The sequence below is a fragment of the Mesorhizobium prunaredense genome (assembly GCF_900156895.1).
In the GTDB taxonomy this organism is placed as follows: Bacteria; Pseudomonadota; Alphaproteobacteria; order Rhizobiales; family Rhizobiaceae; genus Mesorhizobium; species Mesorhizobium prunaredense.
This window is the reverse complement of record NZ_FTPD01000013.1, coordinates 57,862-80,057: the sequence shown is the minus strand read 5'-3', so window position 1 is coordinate 80,057 and position 22,196 is coordinate 57,862. Positions and strand designations below refer to the sequence as shown.

Below are 22,196 nucleotides of genomic sequence, written 5' to 3'. Positions count from 1 at the left end.
TTTTCCTGCGATCAAGAGGTACCGTCGACACGCTCGGCTATGGCGAACGCCTGCAGGTTCCTTGCCTTGCCGTGGTCTTCTTCGGCGTTGGCGATAATCGAGAAGAACGCCGCGCGGGCGATGTCCTTCTTTGACGCGTTCGGGTGTTCCTTCCTGGCCGCTTTGATCAATTGCTTGGGTGCCATGTCAGGCGTCACGACCCGCATCAGGGTGTCGGCTACCGCCTGCATCTCGTCCGCGTTCATCATCCAAACTCCCTAGAGCCACCCGCATTCTCACAATATCTCATATTGCTAATGTGTGGAACGTGCAGTGCCCGTTTGAGTACCAAGATTTCACGCAAAAACCACATTTCAAGCGCGCCTTGGGTGCCTCCCAGAAAGGCGATTATATATTTGACAGACCCGGATGACGCCGTCCCGATCCTATGCTACTGGAGGCAATGGAAATTTTCTTGACGAAGCAAGCGGCCATTCGCAACGACCCTGGTCCGCCATTGAACAAGCCCTACGAAACGATCACTATTGTGACCTCGTCTGAGAAGTTCGTTTTTACTGGCGAGGGCAACACCGCTCGCGGGAAGCTGGATATCGTGCGCGGCGGTAAAGCCACATCCAAGGACAAGCGCTGCTACGAGGCCATCAAGGCTGCCGGTGGCGCCAAGGCAACGGTAGTGTTCCCAGCCAAGACGGCTTAGGCGCTACCCAGCCGTAGGGGAAATATCTAACCCCGCCACAAGGCTCTAGCGTTTCTTCGGCCTTACCACTGCGCCTTTGCCGGCGCGCTCGACCGCTTCGTCATGTGGTGAGTGCTTGGCCTGCGCAACCTTCTTCAACACGCGGTCAAAGGCTTCCTCGGACTGGTCGGTTTCCAGTTCGCGGGCGGCTTCTTTAAATTTGTCGATCTGCTCGCTAGGCGGGGGGTTATTCAAACGCCCCTTCCCCTTCGTTGTCCTCGGCATCGGCCAAAATCTCTTTGTCGAGTTCGAGCTTCTTAATTAGGCGCTCGATCTCTTTTTCGCCAATCCGACCGTTCACAATAAGGCGGAAACTTGCCTCTTTCGACAAAAGGCCGGTCGTCAACTCTCGCTCACCGTCCATCAGATGTATTCCCTTTTCCTTGGGCGGTGTGGGCGATTTCAACTTGCCTGTACCGCCGCCGTCCTGCTTCGTCCGCTCCTCTTTCGCGCCATCTTCGGTGCCCGGACCAGCGTCATCGGAAACCTTATCAGAAACAGACGGGTTTGAGAATCGCTTAGTTTCATCATAAACTCGAAGGAATTTGTGGGCGGATTCATCGGTAAAGCCATGCTCGAATTTCAAGCTGCTGATCGCGTGGGTATCATCGGGGCGACCGTCCTTCCAGTGCGTGGTGGCGAACTCGGCCAGCAACTTGGGTTTCAGCGCGGCCTCAGATAGAAGCATCTCACGGACGCCGGGGCGCTTGTCCTCAAGGATGCGCATCCCGGCATCTGAGATCTTGATCTTTCGGCCTTCCCCGCTTCCGCTGTCCTCAATCAAGCCATAGGCGAGTAGGGCGCTGACCGTCTGAAACGTGCCACTGCTCTTAGGCCCCAAACCCCAATCGCCAGCGGCATCAGCAATGCGGGCTTCGAAACGCTTTGCCTTCGCGTAGAACTGCGCCGTTCGCTCGACAGCCTTTTCAAGGCTTATGAAGGGGAATGATGGCCCTCGGTCTCGTTTTTGCGAGGCATCTGCTGGTGTGTCGGCTTCCATGTTTATCTCCTATCTGATAGCGGTATAGATAGCCTGTCTGACAGCGATTGACAAGAGCGCCAGGCAGGACTAGCTTCGCGACAGAAAGGAGAGTGCGATGCGAATCAGGAGGGTTTCCCTAGCCGCCGTCACGGTCCACGGACGCGGCGCGGGATAAACAAAGAGGCCCCGTAACCGGCAGGGTCACGGGGCCTCGAAGTGGGCCACCCACAGAAGGGAGCGGCGGTGATTCTATCACCGCCGCTTTCGTTTGGGAATCCCTAATCCGTTTTGCGGTTGCGGCGCTTTTCATAACGCCACAGGGGAAGCTTCAATTGTACTGGTTTCCGGTAGTAGTCATGCTTGGAATTCAGCAGGCCTACGATAGGTGAGGCGCTTGCCCTTGGCGCCCTTCAAGGCGATGAGAGAACGAACGTTGTCTTCAACGCCCATTGCCGAACGGTTCGAATACCGGAAGTCAAATTCGGCAAGGTAACGATGCAGATGGTGTTCGGCGCAATGCTGATAAACGCCCTTCATGCCGCGCTTGAAGATCGAATAATAGCCTTCGACCGTGTTCGTATGGATGTTGCCGCGAACGTACTCATCCTTGGAATGCGTGACGAAATCATGCGAGGCGAACTCAGTTCCGACGCGGCGATAAACGCCAGCCTCATCAGTCATCAACGCGCTTTCCTTGGCGATGTTGGCTCGGACGATCGGCATAACAGTACCGATGCGGGCGCTATCGACATGGAAGGAACGAGCGCGACCGCCGCGCTCAACCAATGTGACCACCGTGTTCTTGTGAGCGCCGCCGCCACGTTTAACGGGAGTGTTAGTCAAGCGACCGATATACGTCTCGTCCACCTCAACAAACTTGCCGTTGCCGCCCATGGGCGAGAAGTCATCCGAGCGCATGGCCTCGCGAATGCGATGCGACAGGAACCAAGCCGTCTTGTAGGTGCATTCCAGAACGCGGTGGAGCTGGTGCGAGGAAATGCCCTTCTTTGACGAGCACATGAGGTGGATGGCCTGCAACCACTTGTGCAAGGGCAGATGGCTTTCCTCGAAGATCGAGCCCATGCGAACCGTGAACTTCTTGCGGCAGTCGCGGCACTTGTAGAGGCCGTGGATTTCGACGCCGTTCGGGTTCTTCTTCGAAGCCTTGGTGCGAACGCCCATCAATGCGTAGTGCTTTTCCATCGAGCCACAGTGATGGCAGACCGGACCCTGCGGCCACAGCATCGCCTCGACATGCTCAAATGCGGCGGCTTCGTCGTGGAAGTAGGGGCGGGACAGGACGGACATGGCGATAACTCCTTGGAATCGTTATCGCATACCAAATTGGGTCTGTCAAATATATAATCGCCCCCAGAAAACGGGTTCAAACCGTGAACAAAGTCTGGCATGGTGCTCCCATGCCAATCATCTCACCTGTACCCCTAAATCCCCTGATCGACGGCCGCCAGTCGGAACGCGCGATGCTGGTTCGGCGCGGCGTGCAGCGGCTGCTCAAGGAGATGGGCGCGCATGTGCTGCCCGAACTGTCGCTGGCGACCGGGCGCCGCGCCGACCTCGTCGCGCTGACCCGCCAGGGCGACATCTGGATCATCGAGATCAAGTCCTCGATCGAGGATTTCAGGGTCGACCGCAAATGGCCGGACTACCGGCTGCACTCTGACCGCTTCTTCTTCGCCACGCATCCCGGCGTGCCCTCGGATATTTTTCCGCAGGAATGCGGTTTTATCCTTTCCGACGGCTACGGCGCCGAAATCCTGCGCGATGCGCCCGAGCACCGTATGGCGGCGGCGACGCGCAAGGCGCTGATGCTGAGGATCGCGCGGGCCGGTGCATCGCGGCTGCTGGCGGCGGAACTCGCCGGTGTGGCGGTGCCGGCACTGGAGGGCGAGAGCGAATAGGAGTGCGCGCCGCGTCGGCGACAAGCCTCGCACCTCGCCTTTCTGCGGGCCTGCCGATCCCCTCGAGACGTTTTTTGATCTTGCACCGATGATTTCCGCCTGCCTGCGCTGTCCTGATCAATAGGCGCTGGAATGGTCCGGTGGCGGAAAGGGAGGTGATCCATGGGATCGTTACAAGGTCAGAATGTCGTCGTCATCGGAGGCAGCCGGGGTGTCGGCCGCTCGATCGTGGAAGCCGCGCTTGGCGAAGGGGCAACAGTGCTTGCAGTTGCTCGTGGCACAGCCGCCCTGAAAGAGCTCTCCCGGGAGACATCAGGCGTGAAGACGCTTGCGGTCGACGCCACCAACGAGACCGCACCCGATGCGGTTTTCGCCGCGCTTGAACCAGACGTCCTGGTGATCTGCGCCGGCGCCCTCGCTCCGTCCGCGCCCGTCCAGGAACAGAGCTGGGAGGACTTCTCGGCAAACTGGGAAATGGACGTCAAGGCATCGTTCCTGTTCTGCAAGGCGGCACTCCAGGGTCGGCTCAAGCCGGGGAGCCGGGTGGTTCTGATCTCCAGCGGCGCGGCATTCAGCGGCGGGCCGCCGAACTCTGGCGGCTATGCCGGCGCAAAACGCATGCAGCTGTTCCTCGCCGGTCATAGCCAGAAGGAATCGGACCGACTTGGTTTCGACCTGCGTTTCATGGCGCTTTCGCCGGCGCGCATCATGCCGGGCACCGGCGTCGGCGATCGCGGCATCGACGGCATTTCGGCCTATATGGGCATTAGCCCGGCGGACTTCCTGGCGAGCATGACCGACATGCAGACGCCGGCCGATGTCGCACGGGCTGTAGTCGCGCTCGCCACCGGCCAGGCGCAGGGCTGCTCCTTCGTGGTGAGCGGCAGCGGACTTGCGGCGGCGGCATGAGGCGCGCAGGATGCCAGCCGACTTCAGCACCGCGGGCTTCCTATGACAGACGCTCCTGGCCCTGTTGAGCCATTGGGCCGACCGGTCCTCGATCGGCTGGCCTTCGAGCGCTTGACAGTGGCTCATCGCCGCGAGCTCAAGCTCCACTGCTACCGGATGATGGGCTCGTTGCACGAGGCGGACGACCTCGTGCAGGACACTTTCCTGCGGGCGTGGCGCGCACGGTCGCAGTTCGACGGACGAGGCTCGGTTCGCGGCTGGCTCTACACGATCGCCACCAATAGCTGCCTCAACGCCATCAAGGCGAGGTCGACGGCGCATCGCATTCTCCAGCAACCCGAACGGCCGCCCTCCAACGGGCGGGCCGTCGGAGGGCCTGCCGAGCTCACCTGGCTGGAGCCCTATCCGGACGCCGAGCTTCCGGACCTCGTTGACGGCGAGCCCGGCCCCGAAGCGCGCTACGAGACTCGAGAAGCGGTGCAACTTGCCTTCGTCGCGGCAATCCAACTTCTGCCGCCCCGGCAGCGGGCCGTCCTGTTGCTTTGCGACGTGCTGGGGTGGTCTGCGGTCGAGTCGGCGCAATTGCTGGGTGGATCGGCCGCTTCGATCAACAGCGCCTTGCAGCGGGCCCGCGCAACGCTTCGCGAGCGATATCCTGAGGGGCGTCCCGTTCAGCGATCACGGTCCAGTCCGGAGGAGGGCTTGCTGCTCGAACGCTACATGCATGCCTGGCAGACCGCCAACCTCGACGGCTTCATCGAACTCTTGAGGGAGGACGCCACCTACCAGATGCCGCCATGGCGGGAATGGTACCAAGGGCGCAAGGCGATCCGCGATTTCATCGAGACCGTGTGGGGCAATTTTGCCGGCTATCGCACGGTGGCCACCCGAGCCAACGGCCATCCCGCTGTCGGGGTCTATGCACTGGACCATCGTGACCGTGTATGGCGACCCCACTCGCTGCATGTCATTGAGCCCGCCGACGGCAAAATCGTTTCCCTGACGATCTATGTGCCGCCGCTCGGGCCCGAACTGTTTGCAGCCTTCGGCCTGCCGCCGGTCTAGTCCTCGTCCACCCCATTCGCCGCCGGCGCCACCAGCAGCACAGCGGCGCCAAGCAGTGCCGCGATGAGCGATCCGGCGAGGATGCCGACCTTGACCGCGTCCTGCAGCTCGACATTGCTGGCGAAGGCGAGCAGGCCGATAAACAGGCTCATGGTGAAGCCGATGCCGCAGAGCAGCGAAATGCCGACCATGTGCAGCCAGCCGGCATTGACCGGCAGATCGGCGAGGCCGAGCCGGATGGCAAGTGCGGAAGAACCGAACACGCCGACCAGCTTGCCGGCGACGAGCCCGGCGGCGACGCCCAGCGTCAGCGGCTCGAACAGGGCGGCAGCGCTCAGGCCGGCCAGCGAGACGCCGGCATTGGCGAAGCCGAAGATCGGGATGACGACGAACGGCACTATTTTGTGCAGGCCGTGCTCGAGCCGGTGCAGCGGCGAATGATCAAGATCATGGCTGATGCCCGGTGAGACCTTTAAAGGTATGGTCAGGGCCAGCGCCACGCCGGCGAGCGTGGCATGGACGCCAGATTTCAGCACCAGCACCCACAGGACGACACCGAGCAGGATGTAGGGCACCAGCGTCAGCACCTTCATGCGGTTGAGGACGACGAGCACAGCGATGACGGCGAAGGCGGTGCCGAGATAGGCGAGCGACAGGCCGCTCGTATAGAACACCGCGATGATGATGACGGCACCAAGGTCGTCGATGATGGCGAGCGCGGTGAGGAAGACCTTCAGCGATCCCGGCACGCGGCTGCCGAGCAGCGACAGCACGCCGAGCGCAAACGCGATGTCGGTGGCGGTAGGGATCGCCCAGCCGGACAGGGCGGCTGGGTTGTCGCGGTTGATGGCGACATAGACAAGTGCCGGCACCAGCATGCCGCCGGCGGCGGCGACGCCGGGCAGGACGCGCCGCGGCCAGGTCGAGAGCTGGCCGTCCAGCATCTCGCGCTTGATCTCCAGACCGACCAGCAGGAAGAACACCGCCATCAGGCCGTCATTGATCCAATGCGATACGCTGAGCGGTCCGAGATAGGCGTGAAGGGTGTCGAAATAGGCTTCGGCCAGCGGCGAATTGGCGACGATCAGGGCCAGTGCCGCGGCTGCCATCAGGATGATGCCGCCTGCAGCCTCGCTGTCGAGGAATTCGCGAAAAATGGAGACCGGCCGTTGTTTGTCGTCCTGCATGTCGCCCTCCGCCATGTCCCCGGTCGGACGGAATCACTTTGCGGGATGATGCGCAACCGCCAATGGCAGGGCAAGCCTCTACAGTGCTGCGAATCCTTTGGCCGCGCAAAGGACGCTATAGCACTTTGAGTTTGCGCGTGATCCCCAACGAAAACCGATTTCGCTATTCACCGACACGAACCTTCGGTTCGGTCAGGGTTAGCGCGGCGCGCGCTTGGCGAGTATCCGCTGCAGCGTGCGGCGATGCATATTGAGCCGGCGCGCCGTCTCGGAGACGTTGCGGTCGCACATTTCGTAGACGCGCTGGATGTGCTCCCAGCGCACCCGGTCGGCCGACATAGGGTTTTCAGGCGGCGCGGCGCGCTCGCCCGCAGTGCGGGTAAGAGCCGCGAAAACCTCGTCGGCATCGGCCGGTTTCGACAGATAGTCGATGGCCCCGAGCTTCACCGCCGTAACCGCGGTGGCGATGTTGCCGTAGCCGGTGAGGATCACGGCGCGGGCGTCGTCGCGCTTCTCGCGGATGGCGGCGACGACGTCGAGGCCGTTGCCGTCGGCGAGCCGCATGTCGACCACCGCGTAGGCTGGCGGATTGGCGCGCGCCTTGGCCACGGCCTCCTCGACGCTCTCGGCCGTCTCGACCACGAAACCCCTGGTCTCCATGGCGCGGGCAAGGCGCGTGAGGAATGGCCTGTCGTCGTCGACGATCAGCAGCGAGGTGTCCTCGCCCTCAACCATTGCGCCAATCGTTTCGTCGCCATTCATCGTCTTGACGTTCCTGCTGCCTGAATTTTACGCAGATATAGTTTTGGAGCGCTATTGTCCATTTCAAGCCGTGTCAAACATGGTGGCCGAAGCCGATTCAGGATTGAGGAAGACGCTGCGCGGCCACGATATCCGCACGACGGCGCCCTCGCCCGGCTCGTTTGAATTGCGGAAATCGAGCGTGGCGCCCGAGCGTTCAAGCAGGGTCTTGGCGATGAACAGCCCCAGTCCGAGGCCGCCGCCGGCCTCGGTGCCCTGGCGCGTCGACATATAGGGCTCGCCGATGCGATCGATGATTTCGGGAGGAAAGCCCGGCCCGTCGTCGGTGATCGAGAAGGTGACCGTGGCCTCGTTCCAGTTCCAGCGCACGGTGACGCTCTTGCGGGCAAAATCGACGGCGTTCTCGACTAGATTGCCGAGGCCGTAGATGACGCCGGGATTGCGCCGTCCCACCGGTTCGGGGCCGATGCGCTCGCCGGGGCGAAGCTTGATCGAGATGCCGAAATCGCGGTGCGGGGCCGTCATCTCCTCGACCAGCGAGGTCAGCGGCAGGCGGGAGAGATGCGCCTCACCCTCGGAGGACAGGCTGGTGAGGCGTTTGAGGATCTCGCGGCAACGCTCGCTCTGCGAGCGCAGCAGCGTCACGTCCTCGCCGTATTTCGGGTCATTGCGGAGCGCCTTCTCCATCTCCTTGGCAACAAGCGTGATGGTGGCGAGCGGCGTGCCGAGCTCATGCGCGGCGGCGGCGGCAAGGCCGTCCAGCGCCGACAAATGCTGCTCGCGCTGCAGCACCAGTTCGGTGGCGGCAAGCGCGTTGGCGAGCAGCCGGGCTTCCTCAGCCACGCGGAAGGCGTAGATCGCTGTAAAGGCAATCGAGGAAAACACCGCCATCCACATGCCGGCGACGTAAATGAACGGCATCTCCAGCGGCGCGCCCTCGTACCAGGGCAGCGGCATATGGAAGAACACCAGCAGGCTCGCCATCACCATCACCAGCGCGCCGAGGATGGCGGTCAGGCGCAGCGGAAGCGACGTCGCCGAGATGACCACCGGCACGGTGACCAGCACTGAAAACGGGTTGGTGAGGCCGCCCGTCAGGTAGAGCAGACCGGCAAGCTGCAGGCTGTCGATAGTCAGGATGGCGAAAGCCTGTAGCGGGGTCAGCCGATGCGCCGCCGGATAACGAAAGGTCAGCAACAGGTTCATCCAGGCCGAACAGGCGATCAGCGCAAAGCAGAGGCTGACCGGCAGCGGGAATTCCAGCCCGTAGGCAACGACAAGAACCGCCAGGCTCTGGCCGACAATGGCAAGCCAGCGCAGCCTGATCAGCGTGTTGAGGCGCAGCCGCTGGCTTTGCTGGAAGTCGGGCGCCCGCAGGATGTTTATCATGGCCAAGGATTATAGCCGGGAAAGGATAAAGGCTAGGGCCCCCGCGGTTTGGCGCGGCTGGTGGCGGTGGCGAGAAGCGGGTTCTCCGGCCAGACGTGCCGGGGATAGCGGCCACGCATCTCGGCTCGCACATCGGTCCAGGAGCCGCGCCAGAAACCGGGCAGGTCACGCGTCGTCTGGATCGGCCGGTGCGCCGGCGACAATAGCTCGAGCGTCAGCGGCACGCTGCCGTTGGCGATCGCGGGATGCCGGTCGAGACCGAACAGTTCCTGGACGCGGATCGCCAGCACCGGCCATTCACCGTCATAGCGGATCGGCACGCGGCTGCCGGATGGAGGGTCGAAATGGGTCGGCGCCAACGCCTCGATCCGGCGCTGCAGATCGTGCGGCACCAATGCCATCAGGCCGGCCGAAAGCACGCCCGGATCGATCGCGGCAAAGGACGCCGCGCCGGAAAGGAAGGGCAGCAGCCAGTCGTCGAGGCGATCGATGAGCGCCGCGTCGGAAACATCCGGCCAGGGCGCGCCAAGACCGCGATGCAGCCAGCCGAGCCGTTGGCGCAGCGTTTCGGCCTCCTTGCCCCACGCCAACAGCGCCAGCCCGTGTTGGCGCAAGGCGTCGAGGATGGCGCGATCGGCGGCGACGCCGGCCGGCGCCGGCAGCATGCGTTCGGACAGGGTGATGGCGCCGAGGCGAACGGTTTCACGCACACGCACCGCACGCCTGTCGCGGTCGAAACTGGTTTCGCGGTTTGTCTCGATCTTATCGGCGAGCGAAGCGCGAATGTCGGCTTCGTCTATCGCCGCCGCTGCCGTAATGCGGGCGTTCTGCGCCTTGCCCTGCAGATCGGCGACGACAAGCCAGGTTTCGCCCGCCAACGGGTCGGCGGCGTCGAGCATGGCGCCCGAACCGTTGGCCAGCACGAAACGGCCGCGCTCGCCGCGCGCCCTGGCGACGCGGTCCGGCCAGGCATGAATGAGGAGAGCGCCGGCGCTGCTTCCCTCCCCCTCGCGGGGGTCGGAAGGACGGGCGAGACCCGTGGCTCGCCCGGGCACGTCGATCCGCGACGCGGAGCGGGGTTGGGTCGGGTCGGGCACGCCATCGGCGACCCCACCCCGTCTCCTTCGCTTCGCTGCGCTCGGCTCGCTCGCCGACCCTCCCCTCGAGGGGGAGGGTGAAGCCTGTTTCGCCAGCCGCTCGGCGAGTTGCCGGGCGGCGGTGGCGCGCGGCGATCTTTCGGATCGGAACCGAATCAGCCGCCGTTCGAGGTCGGCGCCGTCGCCGCCAAGCCCACGCTCGGTGAGCAGCACGGCGAGCATGGTCGCCGCGAACGCCTGGCCGGTGTTTGCCGCCTCGGCGACCATGTGAGCCAGCCGCACCGGCAGTGCCAGCCTGCGCATCGCAGCACCCGATTGCGTCAGGCGCCCTGCCTCGTCAATGGCGTCGAGCGCACGAAGCAGCGCCCTTGCCTCGCTGAGTGCCGGGGCCGGCGGCGGATCGAGGAAGCAGAGGCTCGACGGGTCGGCGACACCGAAGGCGGCGCAATCGAGCAGAAGTCCGGAAAGGTCCGCCTCGAGGATTTCCGGCGGCGTGAAGGCGGGAAGTGCCGCGGTCTGCTCGGCCCGCCACAGCCGGACGGCGACGCCCGGCTGCGTGCGGCCGGCGCGGCCGGCGCGCTGGTCGGCGGAGGCTTTGCTGACCCGCACCGTCTCCAGCCGCGTCAGGCCGCTGGCCGGCTCGTAGCGCGGCAGGCGCGACAGGCCGGAATCGATGACGACGCGCACGCCGTCGATGGTAATCGAGGTCTCGGCGATCGAGGTCGCCAGCACCACCTTGCGGCGGCCGGACGGCGCCGGCTTGATCGCGGCGTCCTGCGCCTTGTTGTCGAGCATGCCATAGAGCGGCACGATGTCGGTGTCGGCACTGACACGGCCTTGCAGCCGCTCGGCAGTGCGCTCGATCTCGCGCTGGCCGGGCAGGAAGGCGAGCAGGCTGCCGCTCTCCTCGGCAAGGGCCGCGCGGATCGCCTTGGCCATCGCGTCCTCGATGGCGATGCCGGCCGGCCGCTCGTCGTAGCGGATGTCGACGGGAAAGGCGCGTCCCTCGCTCTCGACCACCGGGGCGCCGGAAAGCAAGCGAGCGACGCGCGCGCCGTCGAGCGTCGCCGACATGACCAGCAATCGCAGATCGGGCCGCAGCGCACCTTGCACATCTAGCGCCAGCGCCAGACCAAAATCGCCGTCGAGCGAGCGCTCGTGGAACTCGTCGAAGAACACCGCCGAGACACCGGGCAACTCCGGATCGTCGAGGATCATCCGCGACAGCACGCCTTCGGTGACGACAAGGATTCTGGTCCTCGCAGAAGTGCAGTTCTCCATCCGCATGGCATAGCCGACCGTTTCGCCGGGCTCCTCGCCGAGCAGTTCGGCCATGCGGCGGGCGGCAGCGCGGGCAGCGAGCCGGCGCGGCTCGAGCAGAATGATCTTGCCCCTGCCGAGCCATGGCGCGTCGAGCAGCGCCAGCGGCACCAGCGTCGTCTTGCCGGCGCCGGGCGGCGCCACCAGCACGGCACTGTTGCCATGGCCGAGCGCTTCACCGAGCGCCGGCAGGACGGCGGAGACCGGAAGCTCTGGCAAGGGTTTTCTGGTCATTGTTTCAGGGATGCATCCATCCAATCGCGGCAGGCCGGTCGCGCCCCGCATATCAGCGGTGGCGGTCGCCGCGCAACCGGGCAACGGACCAACTCAAAGCGGGTCCACCTCCTCGCCATAGTCAAAGGCGGGAGCCACCGACGATGGCGCGGCCGAGGAGCGACAGGAAGTCGGGATATTTCCTGAGAGAACGGCGCGGCCGGGACCACCGCCCAGATACAAGCGAATTATGCTGCAGCGCAGCAACGAATTCGCTTGCCTTGTTTAGTAAAAATTGCATCACTAAACAAATTACTAAACATCCGCCGCTTAACCGCGTCGTCATGTTTAGACCCCTGAGGAGGGGGTTTGAGGTTTTTTGAAACCGCCATCCGGGCGCGTTTCGCAAATGGGAGGAAGGCATGAAATCGACCTTGAAACTCACGTTGGGACTGACATCGGCGATGTTTGCGTCGACCGCCGTTTCGAATGTCGCGCAGGCTGAAGATCTGACGCTTTGCTGGGCAGCCTGGGACCCGGCCAACGCGCTTGTCGAATTGTCCAAGGATTTCACCAAGGAAACCGACATCGGCATGAAATTTGAATTCGTGCCGTGGACCAACTATGCCGATCGCTTCCTCAACGAACTGAATTCCAAGGGCAAGCTGTGCGACCTGATCATCGGCGACAGCCAGTGGATCGGTGGCTCCGCCGAGAACGGCCACTACGTCAAGCTGAACGACTTCTTCGACAAGGAGAAGATCAGCATGGACGACTTCGTGCCGGCGACCGTCGTCGGCTACTCCGAATGGCCGAAGAACTCGCCGAATTACTGGGCGCTGCCGGCCATGGGCGACGTCGTCGGCTGGACCTATCGCAAAGACTGGTTCTCCAAGCCGGAACTGCAGAAGGAATTCAAGGAAAAGTACGGCTGGGATCTCGCCGCGCCGACGACCTTCGACCAGCTGAAGCAGATCGCCGAGTTCTTCCAGAAGCGCGAGATCGACGGCAAGACGGTCTATGGCGCATCGATCTATACCGAGCGCGGCTCCGAAGGCATCACCATGGGCGCCATGGACGTGCTCTACAGCTTCGGCTTCAAATATGAGAACCCCGACAAACCCTACGAGATGGACGGCTTCGTCAACTCCGAGAAATCGGTGAAGGGTCTTGAGTTCTACAAGGCGCTCTATGACTGCTGCACGCCTCCCGGGGCCTCGAACAGCTACATGGGCGAAGGCGTCGACGCCTTCAAATCCGGCCAGGTGGCGATGCACATGAACTTCGCCTTTACCTGGCCAGGCCTGCAGAAGGACGAAAATGTCGGCGGCGACAAGATTGGTTATTTCGCCAATCCCAAGGGCCCCGATGGCGATCAATTCGCCCAGCTTGGCGGCCAGGGCATCTCGGTGGTCTCCTATTCGGACAAGCAGGAGGCGGCGCTCAAATACATCAAGTGGTTCGCCAACAAGGATGTGCAGGCCAAATGGTGGTCGCTCGGCGGCTTTTCCTGCCTCAACGCGGTCGTCAAAGATCCAGGCTTCCCGGCCAGCCAGCCTTACGCGCAGACCTTCCTCGACTCCATGGCCATCGTGAAGGATTTTTGGGCAGAGCCCAGCTATGCGCCGCTGCTGCAGGCGTCGCAGAAGCGCTTCCATGACTATGTCGTCGCCGGCCAGGGTTCGGCCAAGGATGCGCTTGACGGCCTGGTCAAGGACTGGACCGAGGTCTTCCAGGACGACGGCAAGATGTAGTTGGGGCAAGACCTAACCGGCTCCTCCCGAGCCACGACCGCGTGTCCCGTGCCACTCTTGGCACGGGACACAGTTCAGATAAATTCCATTGTCGAGACAACCCAAGTGACCGAAGCGGGACTGACCATGCTCAATCGGACTGCGGACAGCGTTGCCCGGGCTACGCCTGAGCCGTTGGCCCGCAAGGTCCGGGGCATCAGCGACAAGGGCCTCGCTTGGCTGTTCATCTCGCCGACGATCCTGTTGCTGCTCGCCATCAATATCTTCCCGCTGTTCTGGGCGATTTATCTGTCCTTCACCAACTACCGCGCCAACCGTCCGAACGAGGTGGTCAGGAATGTCGGCCTTGCCAACTACAAACGCATCCTCGGCGACCAGGACATCTGGATCGCCATGCAGACGACGGCGCATTTCGTGTTCTGGACCATCCTGCTGCAGACGCTGATCGGTTTCACGCTGGCCTGGCTGATCGACCGGAAGTTTCGCGGCCACGCCTTCTGGACGACCATCATTCTGGTGCCGATGATGCTGTCGCCGGCAGTCGTCGGCAATTTCTGGCGCTTCCTCTACGAGCCGCAGATCGGCCTGTTCGCCTATGCCATCTCGTTCGTCACCGGCATTCCGGCAACGCAGATCGGCATGCTCTCCAACGTGTCGCTGGCGCCGTGGTCGATCGTCATCGTCGACACCTGGATGTGGACGCCTTACGTGATGCTGATCTGTCTCGCCGGCCTGCGCTCGATCCCCGAATACATCTACGAGGCAGCCGAGGTCGACCGTGCCTCCAACTGGCGGCAGTTCTGGTCGATCACGCTGCCGATGGCGCTGCCCTTCATCATGCTGGCGGTGCTGTTTCGCGGTATCGAGAACTTCAAGATGTTCGACATGGTCAACCTGCTCACCGGCGGCGGACCCGGCTCGACCACCGAAGTCGCCTCGATCACGCTGAAGCGGCAGGCCTTCGAAAGCTGGCGGACCGGCTATTCCTCGGCCTTCGCCATCATCCTGTTCGTCGCGGTGTTCGGACTTGCCAACATCTACGTCAAGGCGCTCAACAAGGTGAAGCAGAGATGAGCCTGACGTCAGCCCATTCGGTCGTCGCACCCTCGGCCATTTCGAAGCGCGTCGCCGGCACGATCATCGTGCTTTACGCGCTGATCTCGATCGTGCCGCTGCTGTGGATCTTCGCCACCAGCTTCAAGACACCGCCGGACTCAATCGCCTATCCGCCAAAGATCCTGTTCCAGCCGAGCCTCGAGGGCTACTGCAATTTGTTCTCGACCCGCACACGGCAGACACCGGAATACATCAACTCGCTGGGACCGGCGACGGGCGTCTGCGACGAGACCGTGCGCAAGCGCAACATGGTGATCGCCGGCCCGTCCAACTTCATGCCGCGCTTCATCAATTCGCTGATCATCGCCTTCGGCTCGACCTTCTGCGCGGTGTTCCTCGGCACGTTGTCGGCCTATGGCTTCTCGCGCTTCAAGGTGCCGTTGGCCGACGATCTCCTGTTCTTCATCCTGTCGACGCGGATGATGCCGCCGATCGCGGTCGCTATTCCCATCTACCTGATGTATCGCGAGCTTGGCCTGTCGGACACCGCGCTCGGCATGATCCTGCTCTACACCGCGGTCAACGTGTCGCTTGCGGTGTGGCTACTGAAGGGCTTCATCGACGAGATCCCGCGCGAATATGAGGAAGCGGCGATGATCGACGGCTATACGCGGCTGCAGGCCTTCTGGCGCACCGTGCTGCCGCAGGCGACCACCGGCATTGCCGCGACCGCCATCTTCTGCCTGATCTTCGCCTGGAACGAGTATGCGTTCGCCGCCCTTTTGACCTCGGGCACGGCGCAGACCGCACCGCCCTTCATCCCCACGATCATCGGCGAAGGCGGCCAGGACTGGCCGGCGGTCGCCGCAGGCACGACGATCTTCCTGGTGCCGATCCTGGTCTTCACCATCCTGCTTCGCAAGCAGTTGCTGCGCGGCATCACCTTCGGCGCGGTGCGCAAATGAGCATGACCCAACCCGCAAAACGCAAGTCGCGCTGGCCGGTCTGGGCGAGGCGCGGATTGATGGAGAACATCGCCACAGTAATCATAGCCATTGGCTTCCTGATGCTGTTCCAGCCGTTCGCGCTGTCGCTCTACACTTATTCGTTCATCACCATGCTGGCCGGCACGGCGATGTTCATCATCGTCTCGAAGTTTCCGGAGTAGACGATGGCGGAGATCAGGGTCGAGCATCTGAGGAAGGCATTCGGCGATTTCGTCGCCGTGCAGGATTCCAACTTCGTCGTCGGGGATGGCGAGTTCTTCGTCATGCTGGGGCCGTCGGGTTGCGGCAAGACGACGACGTTGCGCATGATTGCCGGGCTCGAACTGCCGACCGGCGGCAAGATCCTGCTCGGTGGCGAGGACGTCACCATGCGGCGTGCCCGCGAGCGCGACATCGCCTTCGTCTTCCAGCTGTTCGCGCTCTATCCGCACATGAATGTGCGCAAGAACATCGGTTTCCCACTGTTGGCACAAGGCATGCCAGGCATCGAAATCCGCCAGCGCGTCGAAGAGACGGCGAAGCTGTTGCGCATCGACCATCTGCTCAACAAATCGGTCTCCGGCCTTGCCGGCGGTGATCGCCAGCGCGTCGCACTCGGCCGCGCCATCGTGCGGCGGCCAAAATGCTTCCTGATGGACGAGCCGCTCGGCACGCTCGACACCGAATTCCGCGATCTCATGGTCCATGAGCTGCGCGAACTGCACAACCGCATCCACGCCACCACGGTCTATGTCACGCATGATCAGATGGAAGCGATGTCGATGGCCGACAAGATCGCGGTTATGAACCACGGCGTCATCGAGCAGTTCGGCACGCCACGCGAAATCTACGACCGGCCGGCGACCATGTTCGTCGCCGATTTCATCGGCTCGCCGCCGATGAATTTTCTCGGCTTCGGCGGCGGGCTTTCAAAGGGCGCCAGGGAGATCGTGGTGCAAGGCGCCAAGGTGGCAGTGCCGGAGGTGCGTGAGGACATCGCGCCGGCCGAGATGGCGCTCGGCATCCGACCGGAACACATCCGCTTCGACGACGCGTCGAAGCTGCGCGGCGCCATCTATGGCACCGAATACCTCGGCACCACGCAGATCGTTGCGGTGGAGACATCAGGCGGCATCATCAAGGCGCGGGTGCCGGCCGAAATCCGGCTCAATGCGGGCGACCATGTCGGCCTGGCGCTGAGCAGCGCACGGCTGTCGCTGTTCGAGAAGGGCTCCGGCCGCGCGGTGCGAACCGCAATCCATGACGCGGCTTCCCAGGGAAGAGCGCATCATGGCTGACGTGCACATCAAGAGCGTGACCAAGAGCTTCGGCGAGCATGTCGCGGTGGACACTCTCGATCTGCACGTCGCCGATGGCGAATTCGTCGTGCTACTCGGCCCGACCGGCGCCGGCAAGACGACGACGCTGCGGCTGATCGCCGGATTGGAACGGCCGGACGCGGGCTCGATCCATATCGGCGGCCGCGATGCGACAATGTTGTCGCCGGCCGAGCGCGACACGGCCTTCGTCTTCCAGCAATATTCGCTCTATCCGCATCTGTCGGTCTACGACAATTTGGCCTTTCCGCTGCGCTCGCCGGCGCGGCGGCTGAGCGAGGACGCGGTGCGCCGCCGCGTCGAGGATGTGGCCAAGATGGTGCGCATCCATCACAAGCTCTCCAGCCGCTCCACCAAACTTTCCGGCGGCGAGATGCAGCGCGTCGCCATCGGCCGCGCTTTGGTGCGCAAGCCTTCGATCTACCTGATGGACGAGCCATTGTCGTCGCTCGATGCCAAGCTGCGCGCCGACCTCCGGCTCGAACTGAAGCGCATCCAGGCCGAGGTCGGCGCCACCATGCTTTATGTCACGCACGACCAGATCGAAGCGATGACGATGGCCGATCGCATCGGCATTCTCGCCGACGGCGTGCTGGCGCAGATCGGCACGCCACGCACCATCTACTCGGAGCCGGCAAACCTTCATGTCGCCGCAAGGCTCGGCCAGCCGGCGATCAATCTGTTGCCGACCGGCCTGCTGCCGGATGGCGACATGCCGGCGGGAACCAAAACGATCGGCGCGCGCACAGAACATCTGTCGATCGGCAAGGCATCGAATGGCCCCGCCGACGGCGTTGTTAACTGGGTCGAGCATCTGGGCGACCAGAACCACCTGCATGTGACGGTGGGAAGCAGAAAGCTGGTGACGCTGACCGACCCCGACATCCAATTGGAAAAGGGCGACAGGGTGACTATCCGCTACCGGGCGCCGCTGTTCTTCGACCAGGCCGGAAACAGGATTGCAAACCGATGAGCCCTGGGACACTGGAAAAGAACGGGACACGGGACAAGACTGCGACACTGGACAAGACCGGGATGATGGACAAGCTTGACCTGAAGACGCTGATATCCGTCACCGCCGACACGATTGCCGCTCACGCCGAAGAGCTGACCGCGCTCGACCAGGCGATCGGCGACGGCGACCATGGGCTCAACATGAAGCGCGGCTTCGAGGCAGTGCGCGCCGAGGCCGACACGTTCGCGATAAAGCCGCTGCCGGACGCTCTGAAGGCGATCGGCACCAAGCTGGTGATGACTGTCGGCGGGGCTTCGGGCCCCTTGTTCGGGACGCTGTTCATGGCGCTCGGCAAGGAAATTTCCGCAGAGCCGGATCGCGCCAATCTGATGGCAGCGTTCGGCAAGGCGATCGAGGCGGTGGCGGCACGTGGCAAGTCGCAGGTTGGGCAGAAGACCATGCTCGACGTGCTGCAGCCGGTGCATGATGCCCTGCTGCAGGGAAAGACCGGATCGGAAATCGCCGATGTCGCTGACAGTGCTGCCGATGCCACCGTGCCGATGAAGGCCTTGCGCGGGCGCGCCTCGTTTCTCGGCGACCGCTCCATCGGCCATATGGATGCCGGGGCACGCTCGACCGCGCTTCTGGTGCGGGCTGTCACTGCGACCATCGAGGGGCAAGCATGAGCAATGTCGGCATCGTCATCGTATCGCATTCACCGCTGGTCGCCGAGGGCACGGCCGACATGGTGCGCCAGATGGTCGGCGACGAAGTGCCGCTTGCATGGTGCGGCGGAAACGGCCATGGCGGGCTGGGAACCAATGTCGAGGCGATCATGGGCGCGATCGACAAGGCCTGGTCGGAGGCGGGTGTCGCCATACTTGTCGATCTTGGCGGCGCCGAGACCAACAGCGAGATGGCGGTCGAGATGATCGGCGAGCCGCGCGCGCATAAGATCATCGTCTGCAACGCGCCGATCGTCGAGGGCGCGGTGATGGCGGCGACGGAGGCGTCCGGCGGCGCTTCGCTCAGGGAAGTGGTGGCGACAGCACACGAATTGTCGCCATCGTGAATGAACAGGAATTTTGACAGCATGTCCGCATCCGCCGAAGCCACCGTTCTGATCACCCATGAGGTCGGCCTGCATGCACGCCCTTCGGTGAAATTCACCAAGCTCGCCAAGACGTTTTCGGCCGAAGTCGAAGTGGCGCTCGCCGCCAACGGGCCTTGGTTCGACGCCAAGAGCATCGTCAAGGTGATGGCGGCCAAGGCGCCGAAAGGTACGGTGCTGCATATCAGAGCCAAGGGCGACGGTGCCGGCGAGGCGGTCGGCGCGCTCGTCGAGCTGGTGCGGCGCGACTTCGACGAGGGCGTGGACCATGCCCGAACCGCTTAAGCTTAAGGGGATCCCGGCTTCGGCCGGCTATGCCGAAGGGCCGCTGTTCAACCTCGAGCCGGTTGTCGCGCGCTATAGAAGTAAAGCGACCGCAGCTGACGAGAGGCTCGCGCTCGAAACGGCAATCGGCACAGCGACAGGCCGGCTTGCCAAGCTGATCCAGGCGACCGAGGGCGATGCCGCCGACATTCTCGAATTCCAGCTCGCCATGCTGGAGGACGATGCGCTGACCGGCCCGGCCTTTGCCGCGATTGCCGCCGGCCAGCCGGCCGATGCGGCATGGCGGCAGGCGCTCGACGCCGAAATTGTCGGCTACGAAACGTCAGATCAGGATTATTTCCGGGCGCGCGCCGCCGACATGCGCGACATCAGAGACCAGGTGCTGCGCGCGCTGACCGAGGACAGCGCGGCTGCCGCGCCGGCAGGCGCCATCTTCTACGGCGATGACATCGCGCCGACGCGCTTTCTCGAAACCGACTGGAGCGCCGGCGGCGGCATTGCGCTGAAGGCGGGCAGTGCCGCCAGCCACGTCGCCATGTTGGCGCGCTCGCGCGGCGTGCCTATGGTCGTGGGGCTCGGTGCTTCGCCGGCTCACCTTGCCGGCGTCGCCCTGCTCGATGCCGAGCATGGCGGCATCGTGTTGGCGCCAACAAGGGCAGAGGTCGAGGCGTTCCGGCAATCGTCGTCGTCTTTCGCGGCACGTCGCGACAGGGCGGAAACTTTTTTGACCCGGCCGGCAGTGACGAAAGCCGGCACGGCGGTGCGGGTGCAGGTCAACATCGCCGATCCGTCCGATGTCGACGGTATCGATGTCTCGACCTGCGACGGCGTCGGGCTGATGCGGACCGAATTTCTGTTCGGCAAGACGCTGCCGGACGAGGAAACGCAGTATCGCGCCTACCGCAAGGTGCTCGAATGGGCCGGGAATAAACCGGTGACCATTCGCACCGTGGACGCCGGCGGCGACAAGCCGGTGCCGGGCTTCACCGTCGAAGAAGGCAATCCGTTTCTCGGCCTGCGCGGCATCAGGCTATCGCTGGCGAGACCGGAGGTTTTTCGGGTGCAGATCAGGGCGCTGCTGCGCGCCGCCTTGCATGGCAATCTCAAGGTGATGTTCCCGATGGTCGCCGTGTGGGACGAGTATCAGCGAGCAGCTGTGCTCTTCGCGGAAGAGCAGGCCGCGCTTGCGACGCGCGGCGTCGCGCAAAAAATACCGCCGCTCGGCATCATGGTCGAGGTGCCGTCGGTGGCGATCGCTCCTGAGGCGTTTGCCGAGGTCGCCTTCTTCTCGATCGGCTCGAACGACCTGACCCAGTATGTGATGGCGGCGGCGCGCGACAACGCGTCGGTCGCGCATCTCAATTCGGTCAGGAACCCGGCCGTGCTTCGGCTGATCGCCTCGGTTGCGGCGTTCGGCCGCGCGCAAAGGATTCCGGTCAGCCTGTGCGGCGACGCCGGCGGCGATCCGGCGGCGATCCCGGCGCTGATCGAGGCCGGCCTGCGCGACCTTTCCGTGGTTCCCGCCCAACTCGCAATGGCCAAGGCGGCCATTGCGGACGTCTCGATCTAGGCAGCGGCATGGCCGGCAAGACACCTGAAGCCGGCTCCGAAGAGGCGATCCGCGCCTATAAGACGATCCTGTCGCAGGTCCTCGACCAGCGTCCGTCCGGCATGCGCCAGCGCCTGGCCGACGCGTTGGGCAAGCATCGCAGCTTCGTCACCCAGATTTCCAGCCCGGCCTACTCGATCCCGATCCCGTCAAAACATTTGCCGGCTATTTTCGCCGTCTGCCATTTCAGCCCGGCCGAACGCGACCATTTTCTTGCCGCCTACCATCAGGCGCATCCGGGAAAAATGTCGCTGGCATCCGGCATGCGCAAGACGCGGCATGTTTCGCTCATCGTTCCCGATTTCGGCGACGACAAACAGAACGCGGCGCTCGACAGGGCGGTCAACGATTTCATCCAGAAGATCACCAGCATCGCCGGCAAGGGCGGGATATAGTCGCGCCACGTTCAGCTATTTGGGGAGAGACGGCCATGAAGAAGTTTCTGAATTCTGTGGACACGGTGCTGACCGAAAGCCTCGACGGATTCGTTGCCGCCCATGCCGATATCCTTGTGCTTGGCGACGAGCATAAATTCGTGCGCCGCAGGACACTCAAGCCGGGCAAAGTGGCGCTGATTTCCGGGGGCGGCTCTGGCCACGAGCCACTGCATGGCGGGCTGGTCGGGCATGGCATGCTGGATGCCGCCTGCCCCGGCCAAGTGTTCACCTCGCCGACGCCGGACCAGATGATGGCGGCCGCGGAAGCGGTCAACACCGGTGCCGGCTGCCTGTTCATCGTCAAGAACTACGAGGGCGACGTGATGAATTTCGACATGGCCGCCGAAATGTCGGAGGGCGTGATGCAAGTGGTGACCAATGACGACGTCGCGGTCGAGAACTCCTCCTACACCACTGGCCGGCGCGGCGTTGCCGGCACGCTGGTGGTCGAAAAGATCCTCGGCGCCGCGGCCGAGCAAGGCATGGCATTGAAGCCGTTGAAGACGCTCGGTGAGCGCGTCAATGGAGCAACGCGCTCGATGGGCGTTGCGCTGACCAGTTGCACCGTACCGGCCGCCGGCAGGCCGACCTTCGATATTGGCGACGGCGAGATGGAGTTCGGCGTCGGCATCCATGGCGAACCCGGGCGCCGCCGCGACACATTGAAGAGCGCCGACGCCATCGCCGAGGAGATTTGCGCGGCTATATCTGGCGATCTGGGTGACCAGGCAAAAGGTCCGGCGCTGCTTTTCGTCAACGGCTTCGGCGGCACGCCGCTGATGGAGCTCTACCTGATGTACAACAGCGCCCGAAAAATCTTCGAGAAAAACGGCGTGACGGTCGCCCGTTCACTGGTCGGGTCCTATGTGACATCGCTCGACATGGCCGGCTGCTCGATCACGCTGACCATGCTCGACGACGAGACGACCGCATTGTGGGACGCACCGGTGCATACGGCTGCGCTGCGCCGGGGGATGTAGCACGGCCAACACCGCGCCACGGCTATAGGAACAGTCTTAAGCAAGCAGGCGCATTCTACGCACCTGGCCGGTTGCGGCGATAAAGCGGCGGTCACGTCCATTTCGAC

At 63.5% G+C, this 22,196-nt stretch carries 24 protein-coding genes; 16 read left to right on the top strand and 8 right to left on the bottom strand.

The genetic code is table 11. The annotated features are described in order from the left end of the window. Positions 1-11 precede the first annotated feature (11 nt). Complete coding sequence (locus BQ8794_RS11240) at positions 12-245, bottom strand: hypothetical protein (RefSeq protein WP_077377488.1); 234 nt, start codon at positions 243-245, stop codon at positions 12-14. A gap of 197 nt (positions 246-442) precedes the next feature. On the opposite strand from BQ8794_RS11240, the gene BQ8794_RS11235 reads away from it, so the two are divergent. Further along, on the top strand, positions 443-697 hold the full coding sequence (locus tag BQ8794_RS11235) for a hypothetical protein (RefSeq protein WP_143744527.1): 255 nt from the start codon (positions 443-445) through the stop codon (positions 695-697). 45 nt (positions 698-742) lie between these two features. Here the strand turns inward: BQ8794_RS11235 and BQ8794_RS11230 are convergent, their stop codons facing one another. The 3 genes from BQ8794_RS11230 to BQ8794_RS11220 form a co-directional block, all read right to left on the bottom strand. Then, positions 743-931 (bottom strand): hypothetical protein, encoded by a 189-nt coding sequence (locus BQ8794_RS11230; protein ID WP_077376937.1) that lies wholly within the window; start codon positions 929-931, stop codon positions 743-745. After that, positions 924-1,736 carry a hypothetical protein gene (locus BQ8794_RS11225; RefSeq protein ID WP_077376934.1) on the bottom strand — a complete coding sequence of 271 codons (813 nt, stop codon included), beginning with the start codon at positions 1,734-1,736 and terminating at the stop codon, positions 924-926. Before BQ8794_RS11225 ends, BQ8794_RS11230 begins: the two co-directional genes overlap by 8 nt. A gap of 336 nt (positions 1,737-2,072) precedes the next feature. Continuing rightward, positions 2,073-3,026: an IS1595 family transposase gene (locus BQ8794_RS11220; protein ID WP_077376931.1), complete on the bottom strand. Its 954-nt coding sequence runs from the start codon at positions 3,024-3,026 to the stop codon at positions 2,073-2,075. 110 nt (positions 3,027-3,136) lie between these two features. Between BQ8794_RS11220 and BQ8794_RS11215 the strand changes: the two genes are divergently transcribed. The 3 genes from BQ8794_RS11215 to BQ8794_RS11205 all read left to right on the top strand — a co-directional run bounded on the left by BQ8794_RS11215 (position 3,137) and on the right by BQ8794_RS11205 (position 5,611). Further along, on the top strand, positions 3,137-3,637 hold the full coding sequence (locus tag BQ8794_RS11215; RefSeq protein ID WP_077376928.1) for an MmcB family DNA repair protein: 501 nt from the start codon (positions 3,137-3,139) through the stop codon (positions 3,635-3,637). A gap of 162 nt (positions 3,638-3,799) precedes the next feature. Further along, positions 3,800-4,546 carry an SDR family NAD(P)-dependent oxidoreductase gene (locus BQ8794_RS11210; RefSeq protein ID WP_077376926.1) on the top strand — a complete coding sequence of 249 codons (747 nt, stop codon included), beginning with the start codon at positions 3,800-3,802 and terminating at the stop codon, positions 4,544-4,546. A gap of 42 nt (positions 4,547-4,588) precedes the next feature. Continuing rightward, positions 4,589-5,611: an RNA polymerase subunit sigma-70 gene (locus tag BQ8794_RS11205; RefSeq protein WP_077376923.1), complete on the top strand. Its 1,023-nt coding sequence runs from the start codon at positions 4,589-4,591 to the stop codon at positions 5,609-5,611. Here the strand turns inward: BQ8794_RS11205 and nhaA are convergent. The 4 genes from nhaA to hrpB all read right to left on the bottom strand — a co-directional run bounded on the left by nhaA (position 5,608) and on the right by hrpB (position 11,600). After that, entirely contained in the window at positions 5,608-6,798 is a 1,191-nt protein-coding gene (nhaA, locus tag BQ8794_RS11200) for a Na+/H+ antiporter NhaA (protein ID WP_077377485.1), read from the bottom strand. The two genes, BQ8794_RS11205 and nhaA, sit on opposite strands and share 4 nt — an antisense overlap. Positions 6,799-6,996: 198 nt before the next feature. Further along, positions 6,997-7,560, bottom strand: a complete 564-nt coding sequence (locus BQ8794_RS11195; protein ID WP_023796717.1) for an ActR/PrrA/RegA family redox response regulator transcription factor — start codon at positions 7,558-7,560, stop codon at positions 6,997-6,999. Positions 7,561-7,623: 63 nt separating this feature from the next. After that, positions 7,624-8,949 (bottom strand): ActS/PrrB/RegB family redox-sensitive histidine kinase, encoded by a 1,326-nt coding sequence (locus tag BQ8794_RS11190; RefSeq protein ID WP_167378715.1) that lies wholly within the window; start codon positions 8,947-8,949, stop codon positions 7,624-7,626. Between the two features lie 32 nt (positions 8,950-8,981). Continuing rightward, entirely contained in the window at positions 8,982-11,600 is a 2,619-nt protein-coding gene (gene hrpB, locus BQ8794_RS11185; RefSeq protein WP_077376917.1) for an ATP-dependent helicase HrpB, read from the bottom strand. Positions 11,601-12,001: 401 nt separating this feature from the next. Between hrpB and BQ8794_RS11180 the strand changes: the two genes are divergently transcribed. The 12 genes from BQ8794_RS11180 (at position 12,002) to dhaK (ending at position 22,089) form a co-directional block, all read left to right on the top strand. Next, entirely contained in the window at positions 12,002-13,333 is a 1,332-nt protein-coding gene (locus BQ8794_RS11180; RefSeq protein ID WP_077376914.1) for an ABC transporter substrate-binding protein, read from the top strand. Between the two features lie 126 nt (positions 13,334-13,459). After that, complete coding sequence (locus BQ8794_RS11175; protein WP_077377482.1) at positions 13,460-14,407, top strand: carbohydrate ABC transporter permease; 948 nt, start codon at positions 13,460-13,462, stop codon at positions 14,405-14,407. Then, entirely contained in the window at positions 14,404-15,354 is a 951-nt protein-coding gene (locus tag BQ8794_RS11170) for a carbohydrate ABC transporter permease (protein ID WP_077376911.1), read from the top strand. The genes BQ8794_RS11175 and BQ8794_RS11170 overlap by 4 nt, the downstream gene beginning before the upstream one ends. Beyond that, positions 15,351-15,557 (top strand): hypothetical protein, encoded by a 207-nt coding sequence (locus tag BQ8794_RS11165; protein ID WP_027151572.1) that lies wholly within the window; start codon positions 15,351-15,353, stop codon positions 15,555-15,557. Before BQ8794_RS11170 ends, BQ8794_RS11165 begins: the two co-directional genes overlap by 4 nt. 3 nt (positions 15,558-15,560) lie before the next feature. Further along, entirely contained in the window at positions 15,561-16,673 is a 1,113-nt protein-coding gene (locus tag BQ8794_RS11160; protein ID WP_077376908.1) for an ABC transporter ATP-binding protein, read from the top strand. Continuing rightward, positions 16,666-17,685 (top strand): ABC transporter ATP-binding protein, encoded by a 1,020-nt coding sequence (locus BQ8794_RS11155; RefSeq protein WP_077376905.1) that lies wholly within the window; start codon positions 16,666-16,668, stop codon positions 17,683-17,685. The genes BQ8794_RS11160 and BQ8794_RS11155 overlap by 8 nt, the downstream gene beginning before the upstream one ends. A 65-nt stretch (positions 17,686-17,750) precedes the next feature. Then, positions 17,751-18,353: a dihydroxyacetone kinase subunit DhaL gene (gene dhaL, locus BQ8794_RS11150; RefSeq protein WP_077377479.1), complete on the top strand. Its 603-nt coding sequence runs from the start codon at positions 17,751-17,753 to the stop codon at positions 18,351-18,353. After that, on the top strand, positions 18,350-18,739 hold the full coding sequence (dhaM, locus tag BQ8794_RS11145) for a dihydroxyacetone kinase phosphoryl donor subunit DhaM (RefSeq protein WP_027151568.1): 390 nt from the start codon (positions 18,350-18,352) through the stop codon (positions 18,737-18,739). The genes dhaL and dhaM overlap by 4 nt, the downstream gene beginning before the upstream one ends. A 21-nt stretch (positions 18,740-18,760) precedes the next feature. Beyond that, a complete protein-coding gene (locus BQ8794_RS11140; protein WP_023796727.1) occupies positions 18,761-19,063 on the top strand; it encodes an HPr family phosphocarrier protein in 303 nt (100 codons plus the stop codon). Then, the gene (gene ptsP, locus BQ8794_RS11135; RefSeq protein ID WP_077376902.1) at positions 19,047-20,633 is read left to right on the top strand and encodes a phosphoenolpyruvate--protein phosphotransferase; all 1,587 of its coding nucleotides are present in this window, start codon (positions 19,047-19,049) and stop codon (positions 20,631-20,633) included. Before BQ8794_RS11140 ends, ptsP begins: the two co-directional genes overlap by 17 nt. Before the next feature lie 8 nt (positions 20,634-20,641). After that, positions 20,642-21,067: a hypothetical protein gene (locus BQ8794_RS11130; protein WP_077376899.1), complete on the top strand. Its 426-nt coding sequence runs from the start codon at positions 20,642-20,644 to the stop codon at positions 21,065-21,067. A gap of 35 nt (positions 21,068-21,102) precedes the next feature. Beyond that, a complete protein-coding gene (gene dhaK, locus BQ8794_RS11125; protein ID WP_077376896.1) occupies positions 21,103-22,089 on the top strand; it encodes a dihydroxyacetone kinase subunit DhaK in 987 nt (328 codons plus the stop codon). The last annotated feature ends 107 nt before the right edge of the window (positions 22,090-22,196 follow it).